General features: G+C 62.3%; 21 protein-coding genes. 8 read left to right on the top strand and 13 right to left on the bottom strand.

What is annotated here, in order from left to right:
- Positions 1-33: 33 nt before the first annotated feature.
- Together R4P64_RS22355 and R4P64_RS22360 are read left to right on the top strand one after the other, a co-directional pair.
- Positions 34-411 (top strand): DUF3054 domain-containing protein, encoded by a 378-nt coding sequence (locus R4P64_RS22355; RefSeq protein WP_317822772.1) that lies wholly within the window; start codon positions 34-36, stop codon positions 409-411.
- A gap of 57 nt (positions 412-468) precedes the next feature.
- Entirely contained in the window at positions 469-1,941 is a 1,473-nt protein-coding gene (locus R4P64_RS22360; RefSeq protein ID WP_033231728.1) for a peptide MFS transporter, read from the top strand.
- Between the two features lie 20 nt (positions 1,942-1,961).
- On the opposite strand, the gene R4P64_RS22365 is transcribed toward R4P64_RS22360, so the two are convergent.
- From R4P64_RS22365 to R4P64_RS22385, 5 genes are all read right to left on the bottom strand, one after another.
- Entirely contained in the window at positions 1,962-2,699 is a 738-nt protein-coding gene (locus tag R4P64_RS22365; RefSeq protein ID WP_033231729.1) for a sulfite exporter TauE/SafE family protein, read from the bottom strand.
- Between the two features lie 45 nt (positions 2,700-2,744).
- Positions 2,745-3,605 carry an SDR family NAD(P)-dependent oxidoreductase gene (locus R4P64_RS22370; RefSeq protein ID WP_233365091.1) on the bottom strand — a complete coding sequence of 287 codons (861 nt, stop codon included), beginning with the start codon at positions 3,603-3,605 and terminating at the stop codon, positions 2,745-2,747.
- Complete coding sequence (locus tag R4P64_RS22375) at positions 3,602-4,504, bottom strand: LLM class F420-dependent oxidoreductase (RefSeq protein ID WP_172936662.1); 903 nt, start codon at positions 4,502-4,504, stop codon at positions 3,602-3,604. The genes R4P64_RS22370 and R4P64_RS22375 overlap by 4 nt, the downstream gene beginning before the upstream one ends.
- Before the next feature lie 81 nt (positions 4,505-4,585).
- The gene (locus tag R4P64_RS22380; protein ID WP_317822773.1) at positions 4,586-6,265 is read right to left on the bottom strand and encodes an NTF2-like N-terminal transpeptidase domain-containing protein; all 1,680 of its coding nucleotides are present in this window, start codon (positions 6,263-6,265) and stop codon (positions 4,586-4,588) included.
- Positions 6,266-6,372: 107 nt separating this feature from the next.
- Positions 6,373-8,178 carry a penicillin-binding transpeptidase domain-containing protein gene (locus tag R4P64_RS22385; protein ID WP_317822774.1) on the bottom strand — a complete coding sequence of 602 codons (1,806 nt, stop codon included), beginning with the start codon at positions 8,176-8,178 and terminating at the stop codon, positions 6,373-6,375.
- 86 nt (positions 8,179-8,264) lie between these two features.
- Here R4P64_RS22385 and R4P64_RS22390 point away from each other — a divergent pair, with 86 nt between their 5' ends.
- From R4P64_RS22390 to R4P64_RS22400, 3 genes are all read left to right on the top strand, one after another.
- Positions 8,265-8,819: a hypothetical protein gene (locus R4P64_RS22390; RefSeq protein ID WP_033231734.1), complete on the top strand. Its 555-nt coding sequence runs from the start codon at positions 8,265-8,267 to the stop codon at positions 8,817-8,819.
- 181 nt (positions 8,820-9,000) lie between these two features.
- Positions 9,001-10,608, top strand: coding sequence for an ABC-F family ATP-binding cassette domain-containing protein (locus R4P64_RS22395; RefSeq protein ID WP_317822775.1), 1,608 nt, complete (start codon positions 9,001-9,003; stop codon positions 10,606-10,608).
- 30 nt (positions 10,609-10,638) lie between these two features.
- A complete protein-coding gene (locus tag R4P64_RS22400) occupies positions 10,639-11,430 on the top strand; it encodes an alpha/beta fold hydrolase (RefSeq protein ID WP_317822776.1) in 792 nt (263 codons plus the stop codon).
- Here the strand turns inward: R4P64_RS22400 and R4P64_RS22405 are convergent.
- Together R4P64_RS22405 and R4P64_RS22410 are read right to left on the bottom strand one after the other, a co-directional pair.
- Entirely contained in the window at positions 11,427-12,656 is a 1,230-nt protein-coding gene (locus R4P64_RS22405) for an acyl-CoA dehydrogenase family protein (protein WP_317822778.1), read from the bottom strand. The two genes, R4P64_RS22400 and R4P64_RS22405, sit on opposite strands and share 4 nt — an antisense overlap.
- Positions 12,657-12,759: 103 nt before the next feature.
- A complete protein-coding gene (locus tag R4P64_RS22410; RefSeq protein WP_317822779.1) occupies positions 12,760-14,061 on the bottom strand; it encodes an alpha/beta hydrolase in 1,302 nt (433 codons plus the stop codon).
- A gap of 109 nt (positions 14,062-14,170) precedes the next feature.
- Here R4P64_RS22410 and R4P64_RS22415 point away from each other — a divergent pair, with 109 nt between their 5' ends.
- Complete coding sequence (locus tag R4P64_RS22415) at positions 14,171-14,767, top strand: phosphoribosylanthranilate isomerase (protein WP_317822780.1); 597 nt, start codon at positions 14,171-14,173, stop codon at positions 14,765-14,767.
- Here R4P64_RS22415 and R4P64_RS22420 read toward each other — a convergent pair.
- Positions 14,764-15,666, bottom strand: coding sequence for an alpha/beta hydrolase (locus R4P64_RS22420; RefSeq protein ID WP_317822781.1), 903 nt, complete (start codon positions 15,664-15,666; stop codon positions 14,764-14,766). The two genes, R4P64_RS22415 and R4P64_RS22420, sit on opposite strands and share 4 nt — an antisense overlap.
- Positions 15,667-15,778: 112 nt before the next feature.
- Between R4P64_RS22420 and R4P64_RS22425 the strand changes: the two genes are divergently transcribed.
- Positions 15,779-16,777, top strand: a complete 999-nt coding sequence (locus R4P64_RS22425) for an NADP-dependent oxidoreductase (RefSeq protein WP_317822782.1) — start codon at positions 15,779-15,781, stop codon at positions 16,775-16,777.
- Here R4P64_RS22425 and R4P64_RS22430 read toward each other — a convergent pair.
- Positions 16,746-17,894, bottom strand: a complete 1,149-nt coding sequence (locus tag R4P64_RS22430) for a CoA transferase (RefSeq protein WP_317822783.1) — start codon at positions 17,892-17,894, stop codon at positions 16,746-16,748. The genes R4P64_RS22425 and R4P64_RS22430 overlap by 32 nt on opposite strands.
- Complete coding sequence (locus tag R4P64_RS22435; protein WP_141485072.1) at positions 17,891-19,063, bottom strand: acyl-CoA dehydrogenase family protein; 1,173 nt, start codon at positions 19,061-19,063, stop codon at positions 17,891-17,893. Before R4P64_RS22435 ends, R4P64_RS22430 begins: the two co-directional genes overlap by 4 nt.
- Before the next feature lie 135 nt (positions 19,064-19,198).
- Here R4P64_RS22435 and R4P64_RS22440 point away from each other — a divergent pair, with 135 nt between their 5' ends.
- The gene (locus R4P64_RS22440; RefSeq protein WP_317822785.1) at positions 19,199-20,257 is read left to right on the top strand and encodes a LacI family DNA-binding transcriptional regulator; all 1,059 of its coding nucleotides are present in this window, start codon (positions 19,199-19,201) and stop codon (positions 20,255-20,257) included.
- Here the strand turns inward: R4P64_RS22440 and R4P64_RS22445 are convergent.
- The 3 genes from R4P64_RS22445 to R4P64_RS22455 are packed head-to-tail and all read right to left on the bottom strand — an operon-like array spanning position 20,224 to position 22,234.
- The gene (locus tag R4P64_RS22445; protein ID WP_033231745.1) at positions 20,224-20,775 is read right to left on the bottom strand and encodes an SRPBCC family protein; all 552 of its coding nucleotides are present in this window, start codon (positions 20,773-20,775) and stop codon (positions 20,224-20,226) included. The genes R4P64_RS22440 and R4P64_RS22445 overlap by 34 nt on opposite strands.
- 41 nt (positions 20,776-20,816) lie before the next feature.
- The gene (locus R4P64_RS22450) at positions 20,817-21,473 is read right to left on the bottom strand and encodes an alpha/beta fold hydrolase (RefSeq protein WP_172936598.1); all 657 of its coding nucleotides are present in this window, start codon (positions 21,471-21,473) and stop codon (positions 20,817-20,819) included.
- A complete protein-coding gene (locus tag R4P64_RS22455; RefSeq protein ID WP_045064689.1) occupies positions 21,470-22,234 on the bottom strand; it encodes an MBL fold metallo-hydrolase in 765 nt (254 codons plus the stop codon). Before R4P64_RS22455 ends, R4P64_RS22450 begins: the two co-directional genes overlap by 4 nt.
- Positions 22,235-22,253: the final 19 nt, after the last annotated feature.

Below are 22,253 nucleotides of genomic sequence, written 5' to 3' on the forward strand. Positions count from 1 at the left end.
TACCGGAAAGGCGCACAGTCGTATGGTGACCAGGTGAAGAAGTACGCACCATTCCTGCTGATCGACGCCGTTCTTGTCATTATCTTTTGCGCGATAGGGCGCCGTACACACGAAGAAGCCAATGCGCTCGCCGGACTGGCGAAGACATCATGGCCGTTCCTGACCGGCCTGGTAATCGGATGGTCTGCCACGTTCGCGCTGTACCGCGACAAGTTCAACGCCGTTCTCCTACTCCCCACCGGCATAGTCGCATGGCTCTCCACCGTCGTCATCGGCATGGTCCTGCGAGTGCTCAGCGGTCAAGGTACGCAGTTCAGTTTCATCGTGGTCGCCACACTTGTCCTCGGCGCATTCCTACTCGGGTGGCGCGCACTCGTCCCGGTCATCGCAAAAATCCGTGCCAGGTCGTAACCGTGTCGAGCGGTCCGGAACTACCCGAATTGCGCTACGAAGTAGGACACTTCTCGGATGAGTAACACTACGGAGCCTGCCGAACGGACCGAGAAAGAAGACAAGGGCTTCTTCGGCCAACCGTTTGCATTGGCCAATCTGTTCGGCGTGGAAATGTGGGAGAGGTTCTCCTTCTACGGGATGCAAGGCATCCTGATTTATTACTTGTACTACACCGTCGCCGACGGTGGTCTCGGTATCAGCCAGGCCGCCGCGACGAGCATTGTCGGCGCGTACGGCGGCACCGTGTACCTGTCCACGATCCTCGGTGCGTGGGTGGCCGACCGCCTTCTCGGGTCGGAACGGACGCTCTTCTACAGTGCTTCGCTGGTCATGGCCGGCCACATCGCGTTGGCCGTGTTCCCCGGTCTGTGGGGCGTTGGCATCGGTCTTGTCATGGTGGCCTTCGGCAGTGGTGGCCTCAAGGCCAACGCCACGTCGTTGGTCGGCGATCTGTATTCGCCGACGGACGAGCGCCGCGACGCCGGTTTCTCGATCTTCTACATGGGCATCAACATCGGCGGTTTGGTCGGTCCGCTGCTGACCGGCGCAGTGCAGGATGCCTGGGGATTCCATGCCGGATTTGCTCTGGCGGCCGTCGGCATGGCGCTCGGCCTTATCCAGTACACGTTGGGCCGCAAGCACCTTCACGGAATCGGCGCCGCACCGGGCAACCCGCTTCCCGCGGACAAGCGCACCCTCTACATCGGAATCGGTGTTGCTGCGATCGTTGTGGTCGCCATCGCATCGATTACCGGTTTGATCACCGCGGACAACATGTCCGACGTTGTGGTCGGTCTGACTGTCATTGCATCGGTCGGATATTTCCTTCTGATGCTGACCAGCAAGCAGATCACGAAGGTCGAACGCAGTCGTGTGTTTGCGTTCATCCCGATGTTCATTGCCAGCGCTGCCTTCTGGTCGCTGTTCCAGCAGCAATTCACGACGGTTCCGCTGATCTCGGACAAGCTTCTGGACCGCAACCTCTTCGGCTGGGACTTCCCGCCGAGCTGGGTTCAGTCCATCAACCCCGTGTTCATCATCGTCTTCGCAGGCGTGTTCGCGGCGATGTGGACCAAACTCGGCCCACGGCAGCCGTCGTCGCCCATCAAGTTCGCCATCGGCACCGGGATCATGGGCTTGGCTTTCCTCGCCTTCATTCCGATCACCGGCGGCGGTCCGAACAGTGCACCGCTCCTCGGGCTGGCCGGAGTCCTTCTGCTGTTCACGTTTGCGGAGCTGTTCCTCTCCCCCGTCGGATTGTCGCTCGCAACCAAACTGGCGCCGGAGCGTTTCCACACGCAGATGGTCGCGTTGTTCTTCCTGTCCGTCGCGTTGGGATCCTCGATGGCCGGAACCCTTGCCGGTCATTTCGACATCGACGACAGCAAGCCGTTCTTCCTGATCATCGGATTCTCGTCGATCGGAATCGGCGTTGTGCTTGCTGCCGCGTCGCCGTGGATCAAGAAGCTGATGCAAGGCGTGCAGTAAACGCTATTTGACCCAGCCCGCTATTTGACCCACAGCCACAGCGCCAAAGCGAATCCCGCTATCGCTACTGCCACCCGCAGTACCGATGGCGGGATTTTCTTCACGACGGGTGGCCCGCACCAGCCACCCACCAATGCGCCGAGAGCCATGGCCAGCGCGGCCACCCAGTGCACTTGCCCGGAAAAAGCGAAGATGAGGGCGGCAACCAGATTCGCAATGCCGAGGAAGAAGCTCTTCAGAATTGTGGCCCGCCACACCGTTTCGGATGTGAGGATGAGGGTTGCCGCCAGAAAGATGACGCCGGCACCCGCGCCGAAATACCCGCCGTACACGGCCACGGCAAACAGGGCGGCCGAGTAGATTCCCGGACGGTCGCCGCCGCCGGAGAGTTCACGAATCTTCGGTTGAAGGAGCAGTGCCAGCGCCGCAAACGCAACCATCGCCGGCACAACCGATTCGAACGAACCCTCCGGTGCGAGCCACAGAATCAACGCACCGATGATGCCGCCTGCGGCCGAATACAGAGACCAGCGAACAAGTTTGGGTCCCGTGTCGGCAACTTCGCGCGATGAGTTCGCCAATGCGCCGACTCCGACGGCCACCAGTGCCACGGTGTTGGTCATATTGGCGCTGACAGGCGACAACCCGACACTGAGCAGCGCCGGGTACGACACGATGGACGCCAGTCCGGTGACAAAGCCGACTAGACCGCTGAAGAATCCCGCTACGACAAGAAAGAGGAAATCGAGCAGGTTCACAGCTCATGAACCTACCGGGCGCGGATTCTCACCCGCGCCACGCGCCTACGCGTGCCCCTCCAGAAACCGCGTCGGTGCGTAGTTCGCCCAACCCGTGTCCGGCCAGTTGAACCACCCGGACGACGCCAATGTTCCGCCGTCAGGATGGAGTGTTGTCCCGGTGATGAAGGTGGATAGTCCGGAAGCAAGAAAGACGACGCTGTTCGAGACATCGGAGACATGCCCGACTCGTCCCATCGGTATGGCCACCCGAGCCCCCACCGGGGTTGCCATCGAATGGTCCCCACTGCCGAATCGGGCAAGATTTGGCGTCGGGACGAAGTCCGGTGCAACGTTGTTCACGCGAATCCGGTCCGGGGCCAGTTCGACGGCCAGTGTCCGCGAAAACTGCTCGACGGCAGCCTTTGCCGCAGAGTAGACGGCAAAACCGGGCGCCGCGCGGTGCGCTTCGATGGTTGTCACGTTGATGATGCTGCCGCCTCGCCCACCGCTTTTCATCATCGGCACCGCGAGGGAGCACGCGTGTAGGACGTGGTGGAAGTTCGTGCGCAAAAGCGCGTCCCACCCTTTCGGTGTCGATTCCGCAAATGGTGTTCGGAAGGTGCCACCGACAACGTTGACCAGGATGTCGAGCCTGCCCCACCGCTCGTGAGCAGCCTCGAACAACACGTTCAACTCGTCCGGATCACGCGCGTCACCGTGATGTACGACGGCGTCGCATCCGCCCTCCGCCAACTCACGACGCAGACGCTCGACGGCCTCTGCATCGATGTCGACGACGGCAAGCCGCACTCCGTTCGCGGCAAGATCAGCGGCAATCGCACTGCCGAGCCCACCGGCGCCGCCGGTGATGACGGCTACGCATCCGTCGAACCCGGCCCGATCTTCGAACCATCGTGTGCTCATGACAGGTACGTGGACCCGAACGCTTCGAGGAATTCGACGGTGGCGGCCAAACCGTCGATGGGACCGGAAACCACCACTGCGGTGACGCCTGATTTTTCGAGGTCGGAGAATACTTCGCGGTGCCGGTCAGATTCGACTGTCGGGGTGTGTATCCCGTCGCCGTGATAGGAGTACACAACGTCGATGGGCTCGGCGCGTCCGGCGGCGAGCGCCGCATTTCGCAGTTCGGTGATGTGGCCGCCGATCTGATCAACCGATCCGAGCGTGGGTGTTCGCGCGGTAGCGCTCAACTCTGCCCCACCGGACATCGGCATCCAGCCCTGTGCGCGCTCGGCTACTCGGCGACGAGTCAGCTTGGAGTTGCCGCCAATCCAGATGGGGATCGGATTCTGGATCGGCCTCGGCCGGGCGATGACGTCGAGGGCACTGAAGTGCTTGCCGCGATACGTGAACGGTTCACCGCTCCAATGCAGTGGAAGCACATCGAGCGCCTCGTCGAAGAGTTCGTTGCGCTCGTCGAAATCGATTCCGAGAGCATGGAACTCACTCTTCTGATATCCCGTTCCGAGCCCGAGCGTGAGGCGGCCACCCGACAGTTTGTCGAGGGTCGACGCGGATTTTGCCAGCAGGAAGGGGTTTCGGTACGGCGCCACCGCCAGATACGTGAGCAACCGCAACCGTTCGGTTGCGGCGGCGACGTAGCCGAGCGCAACAAATGGATCGAGCGTCTGGTGCCCGCCGGAGGCCAGCCATTTTGCGCCGGGTATCGGGTGTTCGCTGAGAGACAGCGTGTCGAATCCTGCCCGCTCGGCGGCGACGGCCACGTCCCGCAACGGCCCTGGATCGAGGACGTCTCCGTCCAGACCACTTATTTCCGGGTAGTGGTAGATGAATCGCATTGTCACCGAGTGCGCCCTCTCTGGCAGATACTCTTCCAGAGATGAGAATAGCGATTACATATTTGAAAGTCACGCTCTCATCTATTTGTCGGCAGGCTTTGCCAGCTCCTGGAACAACTTCTCCGTCATCTGCTGTGCCCGATCATTGCCGTCGGCATCAGCGACGAAGACCGCAAAGGCCAGGTCACCACGTGATCCGAAGAACCAGCGATCGTCACCACTTGCCGCACCGGCAGCGATCAGATCCGGGTATCCGACCAAGCCGCCCGCGCCGCGCATGGAATCACGGAGTCGGTTGGTCACGTCCTCCGGCAGCGCTGACGCCGCGGTATCGGCGGTCGCGGGCTGACCGAACACCATCATCGGCGTCGGCGCACTGCCGCGGGCAATGGACGCCGCGAGCATAGCCATACCGAATGGCGTGACCTGAGGTTCACCGGCACCGGAGGATGTCCGATTAGCCACGATATTGTTCACCGACTCGTTTCCGCCGGAACCATCCGACGCAAACGTGGCCGTCTGCTGCTCGAGGCTGGGGATGTGGAATCCGTTGCCCAGACCGAGTTGCCGCGCCGTGTCGGCCAGCTGTTCGCCGGACACGGCACGCGGCTCGACGCCGTTCTGCATCGACGAAGCCAACCGCACGAGGTCCAGCGCGCCGCCTGCCGGACGAAGCCCGGTGAAGGCGATCGGCCCCTGCTCGATGGCCTGATTGTTCTGTGCAGCAGCAAGAATCGCGCCGTCCGAGGGTCGGATCGCGACTATCGCCGCCGGCGTTCCAGCGCTCACCACAGCTTCGATTGCCGCGAGTTGTGTGTGCGAGTCCATGGTCGCGGCAACGTCGGGTCCTGAAGGTCCCTGGAAACCGGCTTGTTTGACTGCTGCTCCGTTTTGGTCGACAAGATTGACCGCCCAACCTGCGGTGGCGTCGCGGTTTGCCTGCCACGCGGTACGCAACGGGTCCAGGAGCGGCGAATTGATCCGGCGATCCGACGCAATGAGCTTGGGCGTCTTCACGACAACAACTCCGGGGATGGCGAAGTCGCTTTCGAGGTACAGATAGTCGGGGTCGCGCAGGAGAACTGCTGTAATCGACTGCCCCGGGTGCGCCGCGAGATCAGCGAGCATCGATTCGCTGGTCACCAGCGGAGCGACGGGTTCGATGACTTTCGCGAGCCGGCGCGTCGAGTCGACTGGATCGGGCATGGATGCCGGGTCGAGAGTGATGGCATTGATGGTCTGCTCGTTCATGAGCAGAGTCCCGCCTGCATCGACCACCTTGGGCGGGGCGGCGTCGGTCCGGGAGTAGTCGACGGTGCGTCCGCTGCCGAGGCCGGGGACGATGACCGACGGATCCCAGGACACTCGCCAACCGACGGAGAGGTCTCGGACCTCACCTTGTGACTGGTATGTCCAGTCCTTGCCTTCGCCGAAGTTCCAGGCCGCGTCGAGAGTGAAGAATCCGGAGTCACTACCGAGGTCGATGACCTGGGCGACGTCGAAGTCGGTGGAACGTGCTTCCAATCCGTCGAACATCTGCGAAATGGATGCGCGTGCGGCATTGGGGTACGACGTGAGGTTGGCGGCTCCGTCGACGTCGTGATTGTTGAGTGCGGTGACAAAGTCTTCGACGACCGTCGCGGCGTCAGTTTCCTCTTCTCCCCCGACGACGCACGACGCGAGTGCCACTGTCATGACAACAGCAGCTATCGAAGCAATGACGTATTTTCCACGGCTGCTTTTCTGTGCTCCGGGCCCCATTGGTGCAACTCTTCACTTCTGTCACAGCCGTAACAAGCACGGGATGCCTACGAACGTGTCACGGTTGAGCCACGGCGGTGTCATCGAACTGCAATCGAAAACAGGTTTCACCGCAGAAAAGTGCCCGCGACCTGCACTGCAGGAGCGGAGCTGTCTGCCCCGGCGATAAAAACCACAAACGCCAGATCTCCCTTGATTCCGACAAACCATCCATGCGCTGGACCGCCGTCAACTTCGGCTGTTCCGGTCTTGCCCAACAGTCCGTCGATGTCAGCGAGAGTCGTCGCGGTTCCACCGGTGACGGTCTCACGCATCATGGTCCGCAACTGTTCGGTCACCACCGCGGGAGTGGGCGCCGCGGTCTGATCGGCAACCCCTGGCTGCCCTTTCACGAGCATCGGGGTCGGCGTTTCACCGTGTGCGATCGACGCCGCGACCAACGCCATCCCGAACGGCGTGGCAGTGACAGTTCCCTGCCCGATCGCCGATTCGACGCGTTCGGCCGGAGTGTTCGCGTCCGGTACGTTTCCGGTCACCGTCGTCAGGCCCGGAGTGACGTAGTCCACGCCCAATCCGAATTGCAGTCCCGCATTGTGCAGTGCGTCCGCAGGCAGACCGACGGCTAGGCGCGCCATCGTCGTGTTGCACGAATGCGCGAATGCGGTGTGCAGGGGCACCGAGCCGAGATCGAATTCGTCGTCGTTGGGGATCTGTCGTCCCTCGACGTTCTCGGTGCCAGGACACGGCAGAATTGTGTCGGGGGTCGCCACCCCGGCTTGCAGCGCCGCCGACGTTGTCACGGTTTTGAATGTCGAACCGGGCGGATACAGACCTGTGAGCGCGATCGGCCCCTCAGCATCGGCGGCCGAGTTCTGGGCCACGGCCAGAACAGCGCCGGACGACGGTTGCAGCGCCACGATCACCGCAGGCTGTGTCACCCCGGCGAGTGCGTTCTCCGCGCCCAGTTGAAGGTTGCGGTCGATTGTTGTCGCGATATTCGGCGCAACCGGGCCGTCCTGTCCGGCGATAGTGGTCGCCGACCCGTTCTCCTTCACCATCTGCACCGCCCATCCGGCGGATTTGTCCTGCCCTTCCTGCCACAGGTCGCTCAGTCCGGTGAAGGTCGGCGACGTCAAAGCCTTGTCGACGGACAGCAACCGGGCCTGTGGCGCAAGCGTCACTCCGGACAGGGAAGCCAACCGATCTTCAATGGGCGCAAGGTCTTCCGCACGAAGCGTGATGGCAGTGATCGACTTTCCGGCAGCCGCGGCGAGATCACTGCGCAACGAATCTGCCGTAATTGTCGGGGCAACCGGGGAGATGAGCGCCGCCACGGCAGCGGCATCAGCTGTGGGCTCGAGATTGACCAGTGCCACCACCTGCTGCTCCATGACGGGCTGCCCGGCCGTATCGAGAACCGCAGGCGGCGCACCGGTAGTGGGTGTGTACCGCAGGGTGGTCGACGCCCTCAGATCCGGTGCGAGCAATGCCGGATCCCACTCGATCAACCACTGATCACCACTGGCCGATGCGTTCCCGTGTGTCGAGTACGTCCAGTCCTGGCCTTCTCCGAAGTTCCAGGCCGCATCGAGAGTGAAGGTGCCGGCGTCATCGCCGGATTGTTCGGCTTCGGAAACCGTGAACGTTCCCTCGTCCTTCCCCAGTCCGTCGATCATGGCGGTGATCGCGGTGGAAGCCGCCGCGGGATCGGTAGTGAGGTTTGCCGCCGCCGACACATCGTCGTCGGTGAGGGCAGTTGCGAACTGCTCAGCCACTGATCGCGGCTGGTCAGGGCCACTACTGCACGCGACGATACTGCTCGCGGCGGCTACTCCCATCACCGTGAACACGGTGATTCTTCGGATCAACGGGTGGCGAATATCAACTCTCGATGGGCGCACCTTCTCGATCATGCCCGAAATTGTGGCGAACGCCGGAATATCGGTGTAATCATGTAATCAGAGCAATAAATGCTCCCGACGACTTTCAGGAGAACGTCATGAAAAACTCACACGGCCCCGGCGAGCGCGGATTCGGACGCCCCGGAGGTTGGCAACAAGCATCGGTTCCCGACGCGGGTGATGCCGGCGACTGGTTTGCCGGCAGGCTCCCCGACACCTGGTTCACCGGCCCGGCCGACGTCCAGGTGGACCGCGAGGAGATCGTTGTCATCGGGGAACTACCACCCGTCGAGGGTGGGTCTGCGGCAGCGGAAGGTCGTATCTCACGCTTTCGTGAAACCACGCGCGCCGATCGCATGCGCATCGCCGACGAGGCCGAGGCCCGATACGGCCGGAAGGTGGCATGGGGTGTGAAACTCGACGAAAAGACGGTCCTGTTCACACATCTCGCGGTTCCGGTGATGACGCGGTTGCGTCAACCAGAGCGCAAGGTACTCGATACGTTGGTGGATGCGGGTGTTGCCAGGTCGCGGGCCGACGCACTCAAGTGGACAGTCCGCCTGGCCGGTCAGCACAGCGAACAGTGGCTCGCGGAACTGCGGGACGCGATGAAGAAGGTCGACGATCTGCGGACGGAGGGACCGAAGATCTGACGATGCACATCACACGTTAATTCGATTGCCTACGTCAACGGTCATCGAGTAGCGTCGACGTCGAATCATCCCCGACGAACAGGAAACGGGCCGTTGCTCATCTAGAGGTTCATTACGCGAAGGCATCCACACCCATCAGTTGCGGCTGAGCCGGGTGGTCCCCGCACCCTCTGGAGTTCACATGACCCACTCTCATTCCTCTCTGTCTCTGTCCGACCTCACGTTCACCTGGCCCGACGGCGAGCCTGTCTTCTCCGGTCTGAGCTTTGTGTTCCCCAGCGGCCGAATCGGTCTGGTGGGACTGAACGGATCCGGGAAGTCCACGCTGTTGCGCCTGATCGCCGGTCGATTGACACCCGATGCCGGTTCCGTCCACGCTTCCGGCGAGATCGGCTATCTGCGCCAGGACATCACCCTCGACCCGAATGTTCGAGTCGACGACATCCTGGAGATCGGCGATCTACGTATTGCCTTGCACCGCATAGAATCCGGTGACGGCACAGAGAAAGACTTCGCTGTGGCCGAAGGCAACTGGGACATCGAGGAACGCGCGATTTCGACGCTGCACCGCCTTGGACTCGAACGCGTTGTGCCCGACATCGAAGCCTTGGGACGCACCGTCGGCACGCTGTCCGGTGGCGAGACGGTACTACTCGGCCTCACCGCGACCCTGTTGAAAAATCCGCAGGTACTGCTACTGGACGAGCCGACCAACAATCTGGACCGGTTGGCGCGCGCCCGGGTTCATGCCGCTGTCCAACAGTTCCCCGGCACCGTCGTGGTGGTGAGCCACGACCGGGAGTTGTTGAACAGCATGGAATCCACCGTGGAACTGCGTCGCGGCAATCTTCGGACATTCGGCGGCAACTACTCGCTGTACCAGGAGGCGACAACGGCGGAACAGGAAAACGCATTGGCTGCGGTTCGCGACGCCAAAACCGATCTGGCAAAGCAGAACCGCGAATTGATCGAGGCGCGAACAAAACTGGATCGGCGCAAGCGATACGGCCAGAAGATTCAAGACGAGAAGCGGCTACCGCCGATCCTGGCGCAGACCCGCAAGCGAAAAGCCGAAGTTTCGGCGGGAAAACTGTCGGTCAACCATATCGGCAAGGTCGACGACGCGAAGTCCGCTCTTGCCGATGCGGAGAAGCTGCTTCGCGACGATCGCGAAATACGATTGGATCTTCCTGATACACAGGTACATCCGGGCCAGCAGGTAGTGACGCTCGAGGAGGTTGTGCTGCGCAGCGGCCAGATTGTGTCGCTGCATGTCACCGGTCCCGAACGGATCGCGATTGTGGGACCCAACGGAATTGGGAAGACAACCCTTCTCGACGCCCTGGTGGAGAAAAAGCCATTTGTTCCCTGCCGCGCACTGCGTCAGCGGTTGGACGTGTTCGACGAAAATCTGTCGGTGGCGGACAACGTTGCACTGGCGGCGCCACACGCAACCAGCGAGGAAATTCGTGGCCAACTGGCTCGATTCCTTTTTCGTGGAACGGATTCCGACGTGACAGCCTCCGCCCTGTCCGGCGGCGAACGTCTCCGGGCAGCGCTGGCGACCATCCTCCTCGCGCAGCCCGCACCCAAACTCCTGATCCTGGACGAGCCGACCAACAATCTGGATCTCCCCAGCCTTGCCCATCTCACGCAAGCGCTTCACGATTTCCGGGGTGCACTCGTTGTTGTCAGTCACGATCTGCCGTTTCTGCGGGAGATCAACATCACCCGGTGGATCAGGATGGACGAGAACGGAATTCAGGAAATCGATCCCGAATGGCAATGACGCCATTCACACGTCCATAATGGATCGGTGATGCAGGACGCGAGAAACCCCGTTGACGGAACCCGGATCGCGTATCAGGTTGTGGGGACGGGCATCCCCCTGCTGATGGTTCACGGCAGTGCTCTGTCACATTCGATCTGGCGCGGCTTCGGTTATGTCAAAGCCCTGCAGGATCGGTACCGGATGATCCTGGTCGACATGCGCGGGCACGGTCGCAGCGAGAAGCCGCACACGCCCGATTCGTACGCGATGGATCTGGTGGTCGGCGATCTCCTCGAGATCCTCGACACCGAGTCGCCGTTCGAACCCGCCCACGTCCTGGGGTATTCGTTCGGCGGGCGCGCGACACTGTCGTTGGCAATCGAGCACTCCGAACGGGTGCGGTCGTTGACCGTCGGCGGTGGGAGCAGCCGGCCCATGACCGGCGCGTTCGACGCACTGTTCTTCCCAGGCTGCGTCGACGCCCTCGAGCAAGGCGGGATCGAGGGCTTTCTCGACGGATGGGGCGCTAGGCGCGGCAAGCCGGTTGATCCGCAGACCGCGGCAGCATTTCGTCGGAACGATCCGCTCGCCTTGGCCGCGTACATGCGACGGTCCGACGTCGAACCAGGTATCGACGACACCGTGCTTCGCGAGATGATCACTCCGACATTGATGTTCGTCGGGTCCAAAGACCGGGAGCGGCGGCCCGATACCGAGCACGCCGCATCCCTGATTCCGGATTGTTCGTTGACTGTCATCGACGGCACCGACCACGCCAGCGCCGTCGTGGCCTCTGACGCCGTTCTAGCGTCGTTGATTCCGTTTCTGCGCCTGCACTAGCCGAGCAGTCCCTTTGCGATGTGCGTTACCTGGATTTCGTTGCTGCCGGCGTAGATCATGAGCGACTTCGCGTCGCGAGCCAACTGCTCGACGCGATACTCGGCCATGTAGCCGTTTCCGCCGAACAACTGGACGGCCTCCATGGCAACTTCGGTTGCCGCGCGCGAGGAGTACAGCTTCATCGCCGACGCCTCCGCCAGGCTCACTTTGTCTCCGGCCGCGGTGCGCTCGATCGCGTTGAAGACCATGTTCTGCACATTGATTCGAGCTACTTCCATCTCGGCGAGCTTGAGTTGGATGAGCTGGAACTGTCCGATTTCGCGGCCCCACAGTTTGCGGGACTTCGCGTAGTCGATGCAGAGCCGGTGGCATTCGTTGATGATTCCGAGGGACAGGGATGCAATGCCGATGCGTTCGGCGGCAAAGCTTTCCTTGGCACTGGACTTTCCGTCGGATTTTCCGCTGTCTTCCGTTTCGCCGAGCAGGCGGTCCTTGGTGATGCGGACGTTGTCGAAGAACAGCTCGCCGGTGGGTGAGGAGTTCATGCCCATCTTCTTGAAGGGCGGGCTCTGGGTGAACCCTTCCATGCCCTTGTCGAGGATGAACGCGAGCACCTTGCGGTCACGACGGTCGACGGAGGCGTCACCTTCGTCGAGTTTGGCGTAGACGATGGTGACGTCGGCGTACGGTCCGTTGGTGATGAACGTCTTGTTGCCGTTGAGGATGTAGTCGTCGCCATCGCGGCGAACGTAGGATTTCATGCCGCCGAAAGCGTCGGATCCCGAGTCGGGTTCGGTGATCGCCCAGGCGCCGACGGTCTCGAAGGTGACCAGTCCGGGCAGCCAACGTTCCTTCTGAGCGAGGGTGCCGCGGCTGCGGATCGTTCCGGCCGCGAGCCCGAGGCTGACGCCAAGCGACGCGACCAGGCCGAGGCTCACCCCGGCCAGTTCACTGTTGAGCACGACGCCCATGCTCCCGGCCCCGCTGAAGGCACTGCCCTTCTCACCGTCACCGGCTGGTGCGTCGCCGCGCTCGCGAGCAAGTGATTTCTCGAGGCCCTCGCGTGCCATATCGGCCAAACCGAATGTCGAGTACAGCTTGCGGATGATGTCGAAGGGCGGGAGCGCTCCGCTTTCGAGTTCGTCGACGTGAGGCCGCACCTCCTTGTCGATAAAGCCCCGCAAGGCGTCGCGGAACATCAGGTCGGTGTCGGACCACTCGTACATGTGCGTGCACTCCACTCGCTGAACGGTTGGCTGCCGGAAAAGCAGCCTCACTCCGAATATAGAACACGTTCCAATTGGTGGGGTAGAACTGAGTGGATGAAACTCAGCCGATCAGTCCCATCCGCTGCGATAGCCACTCCAATTCCTGCTTCATAGCGGCCGACCACACGACAAAACTGTGGGCTCCGGGCAGTTCCAGATACTTGACGTTCATTCCCGCTGCCTTGGCCGCGTCGTAGATCTTCTGCTGCCCGGACTTGAAGTCGTTGTCGTCGGTTCCGACCACCACGATCCCGGCAGAATCGGGGAACTTCCGGTTCGCCATGATGTCCATCGGATTGACCTTCTCGAACGCGGCCTCGTTGCCGCCGAAGATCTGATCGACTGTCCTTTGCCGATCACCGAGCGATGGCTCGACCTGCCCGGAGAAGTCCAGGAACGTCGGGTAGATTTCCGGGAAATTGGTCGCCATCTGGAGCGAGCATGTCCCGCCGTACGAGAGTCCGCCGATGGCCCAGGCTTTGGGATCGGTATCGACCTGGAATGCCGAGGTCACTGCCGCGGGCAGATCCTTGGCGAGATACGTCGCCACATTTCCTGCCGGCGAGTCGGTGCACAAAGGATTGGCGAACTGCGTCCCGGTGGCGTCCGCCATCACGACGATCGGCGACAGCCCGGAATGCTCGCGGGCAAAGGAATCCATTGTGGCGGTGATCTTCCCGCCTTGCAGCCAGTCCTGCGGGCTTCCGGGTTGCCCGGCCATCAGAACCAGAACGGGAAGCAGCGGACGAGGATTCGTGAAGTACGACGGTGGCAGATACACCTCGGCGTCGCGCGCACTGAATCCCGAAATCGTGCCGGGGACAGGCAGAGTCGTCACCCGGCCACGATTCGGCATGTCTTCCGGGGCTTTCCAGACCGAATCCGTGGGATCACCGCTGATAACAGGATCGGTCGGACCGGGTACGTCCGCGAGCTCGATCCGGTCGAAATCGTCGTGGCCCAACACAATTCCCACGGTCGGATATGCGGAGAATTCGAGGTTGATCTGTACCGCGGCCGTAAGCACCATCAGCAGCGCTGCCACCACGGACAGCACTGCGCTAGCGATACTGCCCCCGGCTTTGATGCGCGGGCCGAGAAGCAACAGCCCGTACACGGCAAAACCGATCCACACGTAGATCGACATCGCAATCGGATCAGGGAAAGGCACGATCACCTTCTCCACCAGAATCCATGCCGCCACCATGATCACCAGCGCGGCAACACCGCACACCGGGATCGCGTAGCGGTAGAACCACCGAGGCTTCCCGCTGAGCAACCACACTCCGCCGAGTACGCCCAGAATCGTCAGGACCACAGGCACGGGTCCAGAGATCACACTCGTCCGGTAGAGCCAGTCCACGTGTCGCCTCTCGTAATGCCGCTACGCCTGTCCGTCGAAAGCCTAGAGCCGCAATCGAGGGTTCGCCACGATCGAGGGGTTCTCGGGTACGGCTAGTACCCTGAAGCAGGTGACTTTCATCAAGATCTGTGGCCTCCGCGACGCCGATACCGTCGACCTCGCCGTCCGACTCGGCGTCGATGCCATTGGTTTTGTCTTTGCCGAGAGCGTCCGCAAAGTCGACACCGAGCTTGCCGCCGACCTCATTGCCCGAGTTCCCGACACCATCAGAGCTGTCGGCGTGTTTCTCGGTAACCCGCTCGACCAGATCCTCGAGATCGCCAAGTCCACGCGGCTGAAGGCTGTCCAGGTCCATGATCTCGAGTCATCTGAGCAGGTGAAGCAACTACACGGCGCGGGGCTCACCGTGATTCGTGCCGTCGTCTCCGGCCGGGTTCGCGACGGCTACAGCCTCGACCTGGGCGAGGACGAACTCCTCATCGACGGAGCCGATGCCGGTTCCGGAGTGGCCTGGGATTGGGCGCAGCAGCAGTCCAGGCCCGCTGGTCAGTGGATTCTGGCCGGCGGTCTCGGCCCCGACAACGTCCGTGCCGCGCTGGACGCCACTGGAGCCTGGGGTGTCGACGTGTCCAGTGGCGTCGAGTCCTCGCGCGGGGTCAAAGACCACGCGTTGATCGAGAGATTCGTAGCAGCCGCGCGGGCCTAGATCGGAGCTGTCGATCTGTCGGCCGCAGCCCACGCACCGAGCACGGTCCGCACTCCGGTTACCAACGGAAGTGGCTGATCGATCATCACATGGTGGCCGGCCTCGGGAATCTCCGCGACGATGGATTCCGGTCCCAACAGGATTCGGATGTCGGCCATCAGTTCCTCGGAGACAATTCCGTTCTCCGCTCGGAAATATGCTGTGCGACAACGTGGACGGTGATCGGTGACGTTGCCCGTACCCTCGCGCACAAACACTCTCGGATCGAACTTCCACGACCAACCACCGTCGACGGCTTCCATCGAGGTCTCGGCAACGTGGTCTCGAATGCATGGCAATCCGGTGTCCTGTGCCGGAACAAAGCGGAAGCGCGCCTTCGCGTCCTCACGAGTCGGATAAACCTTCTTCGGACCGAAGGCGTTTTCTTTTCGGCTGGCTTCTTCTTCCGGGGTCAATGCCCGCACCGGCGAATCGATGATGACGACACCACCCAGTTCGTCGCCGTTCAGGTCCGCGGCCACGAACGAGATGATCCCGCCCATGCTGTGCCCCACCAGGATCGGCTTTCCCTCGATCCCGCCGGCTCGCGCAGCCTCGACAATCTCGCGCGCCCACATCGCCAGTCCGTAACTCTCCCGAGTACCGCTGTCTCCGTGCCCGGTCAGGTCGAGTGCGACAACTCGGCGATCGGCAGCCAGCTGCGGGCCGATGTGATCCCACCACCGACTGTGGGCGGCGCCGCCGTGAACCAGCACGATTCCCGGCCCGACTGGCCCCCAGGCGCGGAATCGTACGGCTACACCCTCGACATCAACCAAGCCTGTTTCGGCGGGCGTCGACAACGCCTTCGTGAACCACTCCGGCGCCTGCTGCGCCTCTTCGACGCTCGTGTTGCTCATTTCCTGAACATAACCCACCCGTCTCGATCCCTTCGGAGCCCTTCCCCTGTAACCACAACATCGCCTATATTGAATCCGGTCTCAAGTTCAATTGTTCAACCGAGAGGGACACATGCCGAACCGCCAAGTACGCCTCGCCGCCCGACCGACCGGACTCCCTGACGCTTCCACCTGGGAATACGTCGATTCCGACATCCCCGTTGCCGGGCCGGGCGAGTTTGTCGTCAAGGTCGAATACCTCTCGCTCGACCCCGCTATGCGTGGTTGGCTCAACGACGTCAAGTCGTATGTTCCGCCGGTGAAACTCGGTTCCGTCATGCGCGCTCATGGCGTCGGCCACGTCACGCAAACTCAGCATCCCGAGTTCAAGGTCGGAGATGTTGTCGCCGGAGCTTTCGGCGCAGCCGAGTACGGGCTCTCCGACGGTACCGACGTCACGCGGGTCGACGAATCGATCGCACCCATGCCCACCTGGCTCGGCGCACTCGGATTCCCGGGTGTGACAGCCTATTTCGGCCTCCTCGAGGTCGGAAAGCTGAAAGACGGCGACACCGTGGTCGTTTCCGGCGCCGCTGGTGCCGTTGGCAGCCTCGTCGGTCAGATAGCAAAGATCCACGGCTGCAAGGTGATCGGCATCGCCGGTGGCCCCGAGAAGTGCGCCTGGCTCACCGACGAACTCGGATTCGACGTCTCGATCGACTACAAGAACGAATCCGTCTACAAGGCCCTACGCGCTGCGGCGCCCGACGGAATCGACGTGTACTTCGACAACGTCGGCGGTGAAATCCTCGACGCCGCACTCTCCCGCCTGCGCCTGGGCGCTCGCGTTGTCATCTGCGGCGCTATTGCCGGCTACAACGCCACCGAGCCGCAGCCGGGCCCGTCGCACTATCTGTCGCTTCTCGTAAACCGGGCAACCATGGCCGGATTCGTGGTTTTCGATTATCTCGATCGGTACTCCGAAGCGCAGGAACAGATCGGGAAGTGGATCAAGAGCGGTCAGTTGACGGCTCGCGAACACATCGTCGACGGCGGCATCGATGCATTTGGTGACAGCCTCAATCTCCTCTTCGCAGGGGCTAACACGGGAAAGCTGGTTCTGCAGGTGTAGCCGAATCCTCCCCCAGGCGCGGCGGCGCGGTGCGGTAGGTGGCCGGAGTGGCGCTGAGCCGAATCGGATTGGCCACCTGCCGGATCGGTGCCGCACGGCGCGGATCATCGATAGTGGCAACCGGATCGAGGTTCAGGCGTTCGGCCAGCGCCATCGCGTCGGCGATGTTGTTGAGCGGACCGCACGGAACACCGCGCGCCGTCAATTTCTCGAACCAGTAGTCGGCGGTGTGAGACGCCAACGCGAGTGTCAACGCGTCGAACAGTTCCTCGCGATGCGCAACCCGCTCACGGTTCGTCGCGAAACGTGCGTCGGTCGCCAGTGAAGGCATTCCCAGAACGTCTACCAGAGAAGCGAATTGACGATCGTTTCCCACCGCCAAGACGAGCTGCCGATCGGCCGTGTCGAACAGTTCGTAGGGCGCAATACTGGGGTGACGGTTACCCATCGCCTGCGGAACCACCCCGGCAGCGACGTAGCCGGACGACTGATTGACCAGTGCCGACAGCAACGAGGACAACAGATTGACCTCGACGTGTTGACCTTCACCCGTCCGGTCCCGATGACGCAGCGCGGCAAGGATTCCGACACTGGCATGCAGTCCGGTGATGACGTCCACCACCGCAACACCGACCTTGGTAGGCGAGCGCGGGTCCGGCCCGGTGATGCTCATCAGCCCACCGACCGCCTGAATCAACAAATCGTATCCCGGTAGTGAGTTGTTTCCACCGAATCCGCTGATCGAGCAGTACACGATCGACGGATTCATCTCTCGCGCAGCGTCGTAACCCAATCCGAGCCGGTCCATGGTCCCGGGAAGGAAGTTCTGCACCACAACATCCGCCGTGCGCACCAGATCCTGTGCAACCTCCAGGTCCTGAGCGTCGCGCAAGTCCAAGGTTACCGACTTCTTGTTGCGGTTTACGGAGAGAAAGTAACTCGACTCCTCACCCACCCACGGTGGACCCCAACTGCGGGTGTCGTCACCAACACCGGGACGCTCGATCTTGATCACCTCGGCGCCGAGATCCGCCAGGATCATGGTGGCGTACGGTCCGGCGAGTACCCGGCCGAAGTCGGCGATCACCAGTCCGTCCAGTGCGCCAGGCGTTGTCACCGGAATGCTTCCTCACCCGTCAGTGCCCGGCCGATCACCAACTGGTGAACCTCGGAGGTGCCTTCGTACGTGAGCACGGATTCGAGATTGTTGGCGTGACGGATGACCGGATACTCCAAGGTGATGCCGTTGGCGCCCAAGATCGTTCGGCACTGTCGGGCAATCTTGATGGCTTCACGCACGTTGTTCAGTTTGCCGGTACTGACCTGCTCGGGACGTACCGTGTCGGCATCCTTGAGGCGTCCGAGATGAATCGCGAGCAACTGCCCCTTACCCAATTCGACTGCCATGTCGGCGATCTTGGCCTGCGTGAGCTGGTAAGCCGCCAGTGACTTGTCGAAAACCTGTCGATCACGGGCGTAGGCGATGGCAGTTTCGAGGCAGTCGCGGGCAGCGCCCATCGAGCCGAAGATGATGCCGAACCTGGCCTCGTTGAGGCAACCGAGCGGCCCGGACAGTCCGCGGGCCTTGGGTAGCATCGCAGACGCGGGCAGTCGTACATCCTCGAGCACGAGTTCGGAGGTAACGGACGCACGCAGCGACATCTTGTTCTTGATTTCGGGGGCCGAGAACCCGGGAGTGTTTGTCGGAACTACAAATCCGCGCACACCGTCCTCGGTTCGCGCCCAGACCACGGCGACGTCAGCGACGGATCCGTTGGTGATCCACATCTTGGTGCCGTTCAGAATCCAGTCGTCACCGTCGCGCTTGGCGTTGGTGCGCATACCGCCGGGATTGGAACCGAAGTCGGGTTCCGTGAGACCGAAGCAGCCGAGGGCCGTGCCCGCCGCCATCCGCGGAAGCCACTCTTCCTTTTGCTCTTCGCTGCCATTGTGGTGAATCGCGAACATCGCCAGCGAACCCTGAACGGAAACCAGACTGCGGATACCTGAATCGACGGCTTCGAGTTCTTGGCACGCCAGACCGTAGGCGGTTGCACTCGTTCCGGCGCAGCCATATCCCTCGAGGTGCATTCCCAGCACACCCAACGATCCGAGTTCCTGAGCCAACTCGCGCACCGGCAGTGCCGCGTCCTCGAACCACTGACCGATGTTCGGGCGGATACGGCTGTCGACCATCGCGCGCACCGTGTCGCGGATCGCGATTTCCTCGGCGTCGAGCAGCGTGTCGATGGAAAACAGTTCGGACAGGGACTGCGGCGTGTTCACGTTGCCTCCAAGGATGTACGTACGGGATTCATCAGGTATGCGAGAACGATTGTGCAATCGTTTGCATCACCTAGAGTAGGGACCGACCTAGCATCACGTCAATCCCCAAAATGAGTCTCAGGAGCCCCCGAGTTGATGTCGCCGGACCCGTCGACCCGCAGCAGCGGACGCCCACCGACGCTGCGTGAGATCGCAGACAAGGCGGGCGTCCACATCTCGACGGCATCGCGCGTCCTGCGCCAACCCGAACCCGTCGACGGCTGGTCGGACTCGGCTCAGCGTGTGCGCCAGGTCGCCGAAGAACTCGGCTACCAGCCAAATCTGTGGGCAGCAAGTCTACGAACGCGCAAGACCACAACGATCGGTGTGGTCATGCCGAGACTCACCGATGGCGTCGTCGCCACCATGTTCGGCGGCATCGAGGAAGCCGCGACGGCAGCCGGTTATTCGGTTCTGCTGTCCAGCCCGCCCGACGATCTTGATGCCCAGCGCAAAGCCGTCGAATTCCTGATCAGCCGTCAGGTCGACGGCCTCATGCTCAGCAGCATCCACCTGCCCGGCACCGATTTTGTCAGTTCGCTCCCCATCCGTTCGCTCCCGGTTCTGCTCCTCAACCGCCACATCGACGTCGGGCTCCCCTATGTCAGCGGCGACGACCGACGCGGCGGATACCTCGCAGGCAGACACCTGCTGGATTGCGGCTACCGCGACCTCGGCGTGATCGCGGGGCCGGATCACGCCAGCACCTCGCGCGAACGCGTCGCCGGATTCCGCGACGCACTCGCCGAAGCAGGCCTGGAATTACCGCCGCACCGGATCGTTGCCTCCGATTTCGAAGTGGAGGGCGGCGTTCGAGCAGCAACACAACTGCTGAGCACCCCGACGCGTCCCGACGCCATCTTCACAGTCAGCGACACCATCGCCATCGGCGTTCTCGGTGTTGCCCGCGATATGGGCCTGAGCATTCCGGACGACCTTGCGCTGGTGGGCTACAACGACATTCCCGTGGTCTCGCAACTTCCGGTTCCACTGACTACGGTTCGCTCACCCGCCCGCAAGATCGGCGCAACCGGGGTGCAGAATCTGCTCGCCCTCATGGCAGGACGGAGCGTCGAATCTGTAAAGCTGCCGATCGAACTGATCGTGCGGGCATCGACGCGCTACCAGACTTCGGATTCCTCGATCCCCAACTGACGGGCGTAGCGCGAGTTGAGATCGTCCCAGCCGTACTCGCGTGCCTTTGCTCCCACGATCGGGCCGAACGGCGAACCGGCAAGCAGCCCGTCGAGAACGTCGAAACACAGGTGCCACCCCGCCGCCAACGCGGATGCCATTCCCTCGGCGCGCGAACGCTGCGTCAGAACCACCCTGGTTCCGCCCTCGACCGGAGTGAGCTCCCAGATCAATTCGTCCGGGCCCCATTCGTGTTCGAGTCGACGAGCTTCGTCGACCACGCGGACGGACGCCGGAAACGACATCTCCGGATCGCCTTCCTCAGACAGCATGGCGATGACCACTTCGCCGACGCTGCCCAAGTTGCGATCAGCCGTGTACGGAGTCCACTGGGCCAACATTTCCGGATCGGTCACCGCCGCCCACACCTGATCCACGGGATAAGGCAACGTTCTCGGGAAGGTGACAACCGTGTCGTCGCCGTCGACGGTGACCGTCACGTCGGACAGGGCACTGGGCTGATATTGCTGGGCACTCATAGTTCGATCTCACCAGGTGCCACCGACAGGAGCAACCGGCGTCAGCGTGGCCTGATTCCGAAGAGCCCGAATGCCGCCGCGACAGTCTGTTCGACCACGGGAAACTTGGTTACCCCGAGGTCGTGTTTGGCGCCGTCGAACTCCACCAACGTCGTTGCTGCGGGGATCAAGTCAAGTGCCGACTGCATCTCGTCCGTCGTCGCGAATTCGTCCTTCGAACCGTGGACCACCACCGTGGGGGTGGTCAGTGCCGGAAGGTGCTCGGTGCGCAGTTTCTCCGGCTTCTTCGGCGGATGCAATGGGTAGGACAGCAAGATCAGCCCATCCACCAAACCAGGGTTCTCGGCCGCCGCCATCGAGGACTGGCGTCCACCGTACGAATGTCCACCGAGAAGTAGAGGTCCATCGCTCGGGTAGTCCTTACGCAGTGTCGCAACAACATCAGCGATTCCCGATCGGTCTTCGGCGGCACGGGACGGGTGCGGTGGCCCCTTCGGCCGACGAACACGGTAGGCAAGATCAAATCGTAGAACCTGTACTCCGGCTTCGGCAAAACCCTCGGCAACAGCGCGAAGCAGCACGGTGTCGCAGTTGCTTCCGGCACCGTGTGTCAGAGCCACGGTCGCGATCGGGTCCGTATCCGGCCGATGCAGGAATCCTTGCAGCTCACCGCGGTCGACGGTCTCGAAGGTGGTCATGGTCGCATCCTTGTCCGGCCCGCGCGGGCCTGCTCGACTGCCGCCGTCATCGTCCCCTCGTACGCGGGCCCGTGCCCCGGGAAAATGACACCGGCCGGGGTTTCCGCAATGGCGTCCAACGCCTCGTCCGTTGCTTCCCGGTGGTGATTGAACGGGCACACCAGGAACTGCGGCCCCGTCTGCCGGGACGTGGCATGGCCAGTCACCAGAGCGTCACCCGAAGCAACGACGCCGGCACCGGGAATCAGGTACGCACTGTGTCCATCGGTATGCCCATGCGTGGGAATCGGCACGATACGGCCGGGAACATCCAAGGCGCTACCCTCCGCAAAAGCCTGTGCCTGAGGCAGTTTCGCTCCCTTCAGCGCGCCGGCGCCGATCACGTCGAACAGCCACTTCGGCGCGCCCCGGCGCCACAGCAGTAACGGAACTTTGACCGGCCCGAGTTGCTGCAGGTATTCGCGTCGCGCATGCGGTACTTCCAACGGGTCCATCAATACCGGTAGGTCGTGGCGGGTCAGTATGTCCGCGATCCCGCCGATGTGATCGATATGGGCGTGAGTGACAAGCACGGCGCGCACATCGCCGATGCTGTGACCGATCTGCTCGATCGACCGTTCAACGTCACCGCCGTTGGCGGGATACCCACCGTCGATCAGAGTGAGATCGGAGCCTTCCTCGACGAGAACCCAATTTGCGTGCCCACATCGAACGAGGTGTGTGTTGTCGATCTGCGTGATCGACAGTGCCTTTGTACTCATGATTGGTAGTGTGCGCCAC

The organism is Rhodococcus sp. IEGM 1366 (assembly GCF_033142425.1).
GTDB classification, from domain to species: Bacteria; Actinomycetota; Actinomycetes; order Mycobacteriales; family Mycobacteriaceae; genus Rhodococcus_F; species Rhodococcus_F globerula.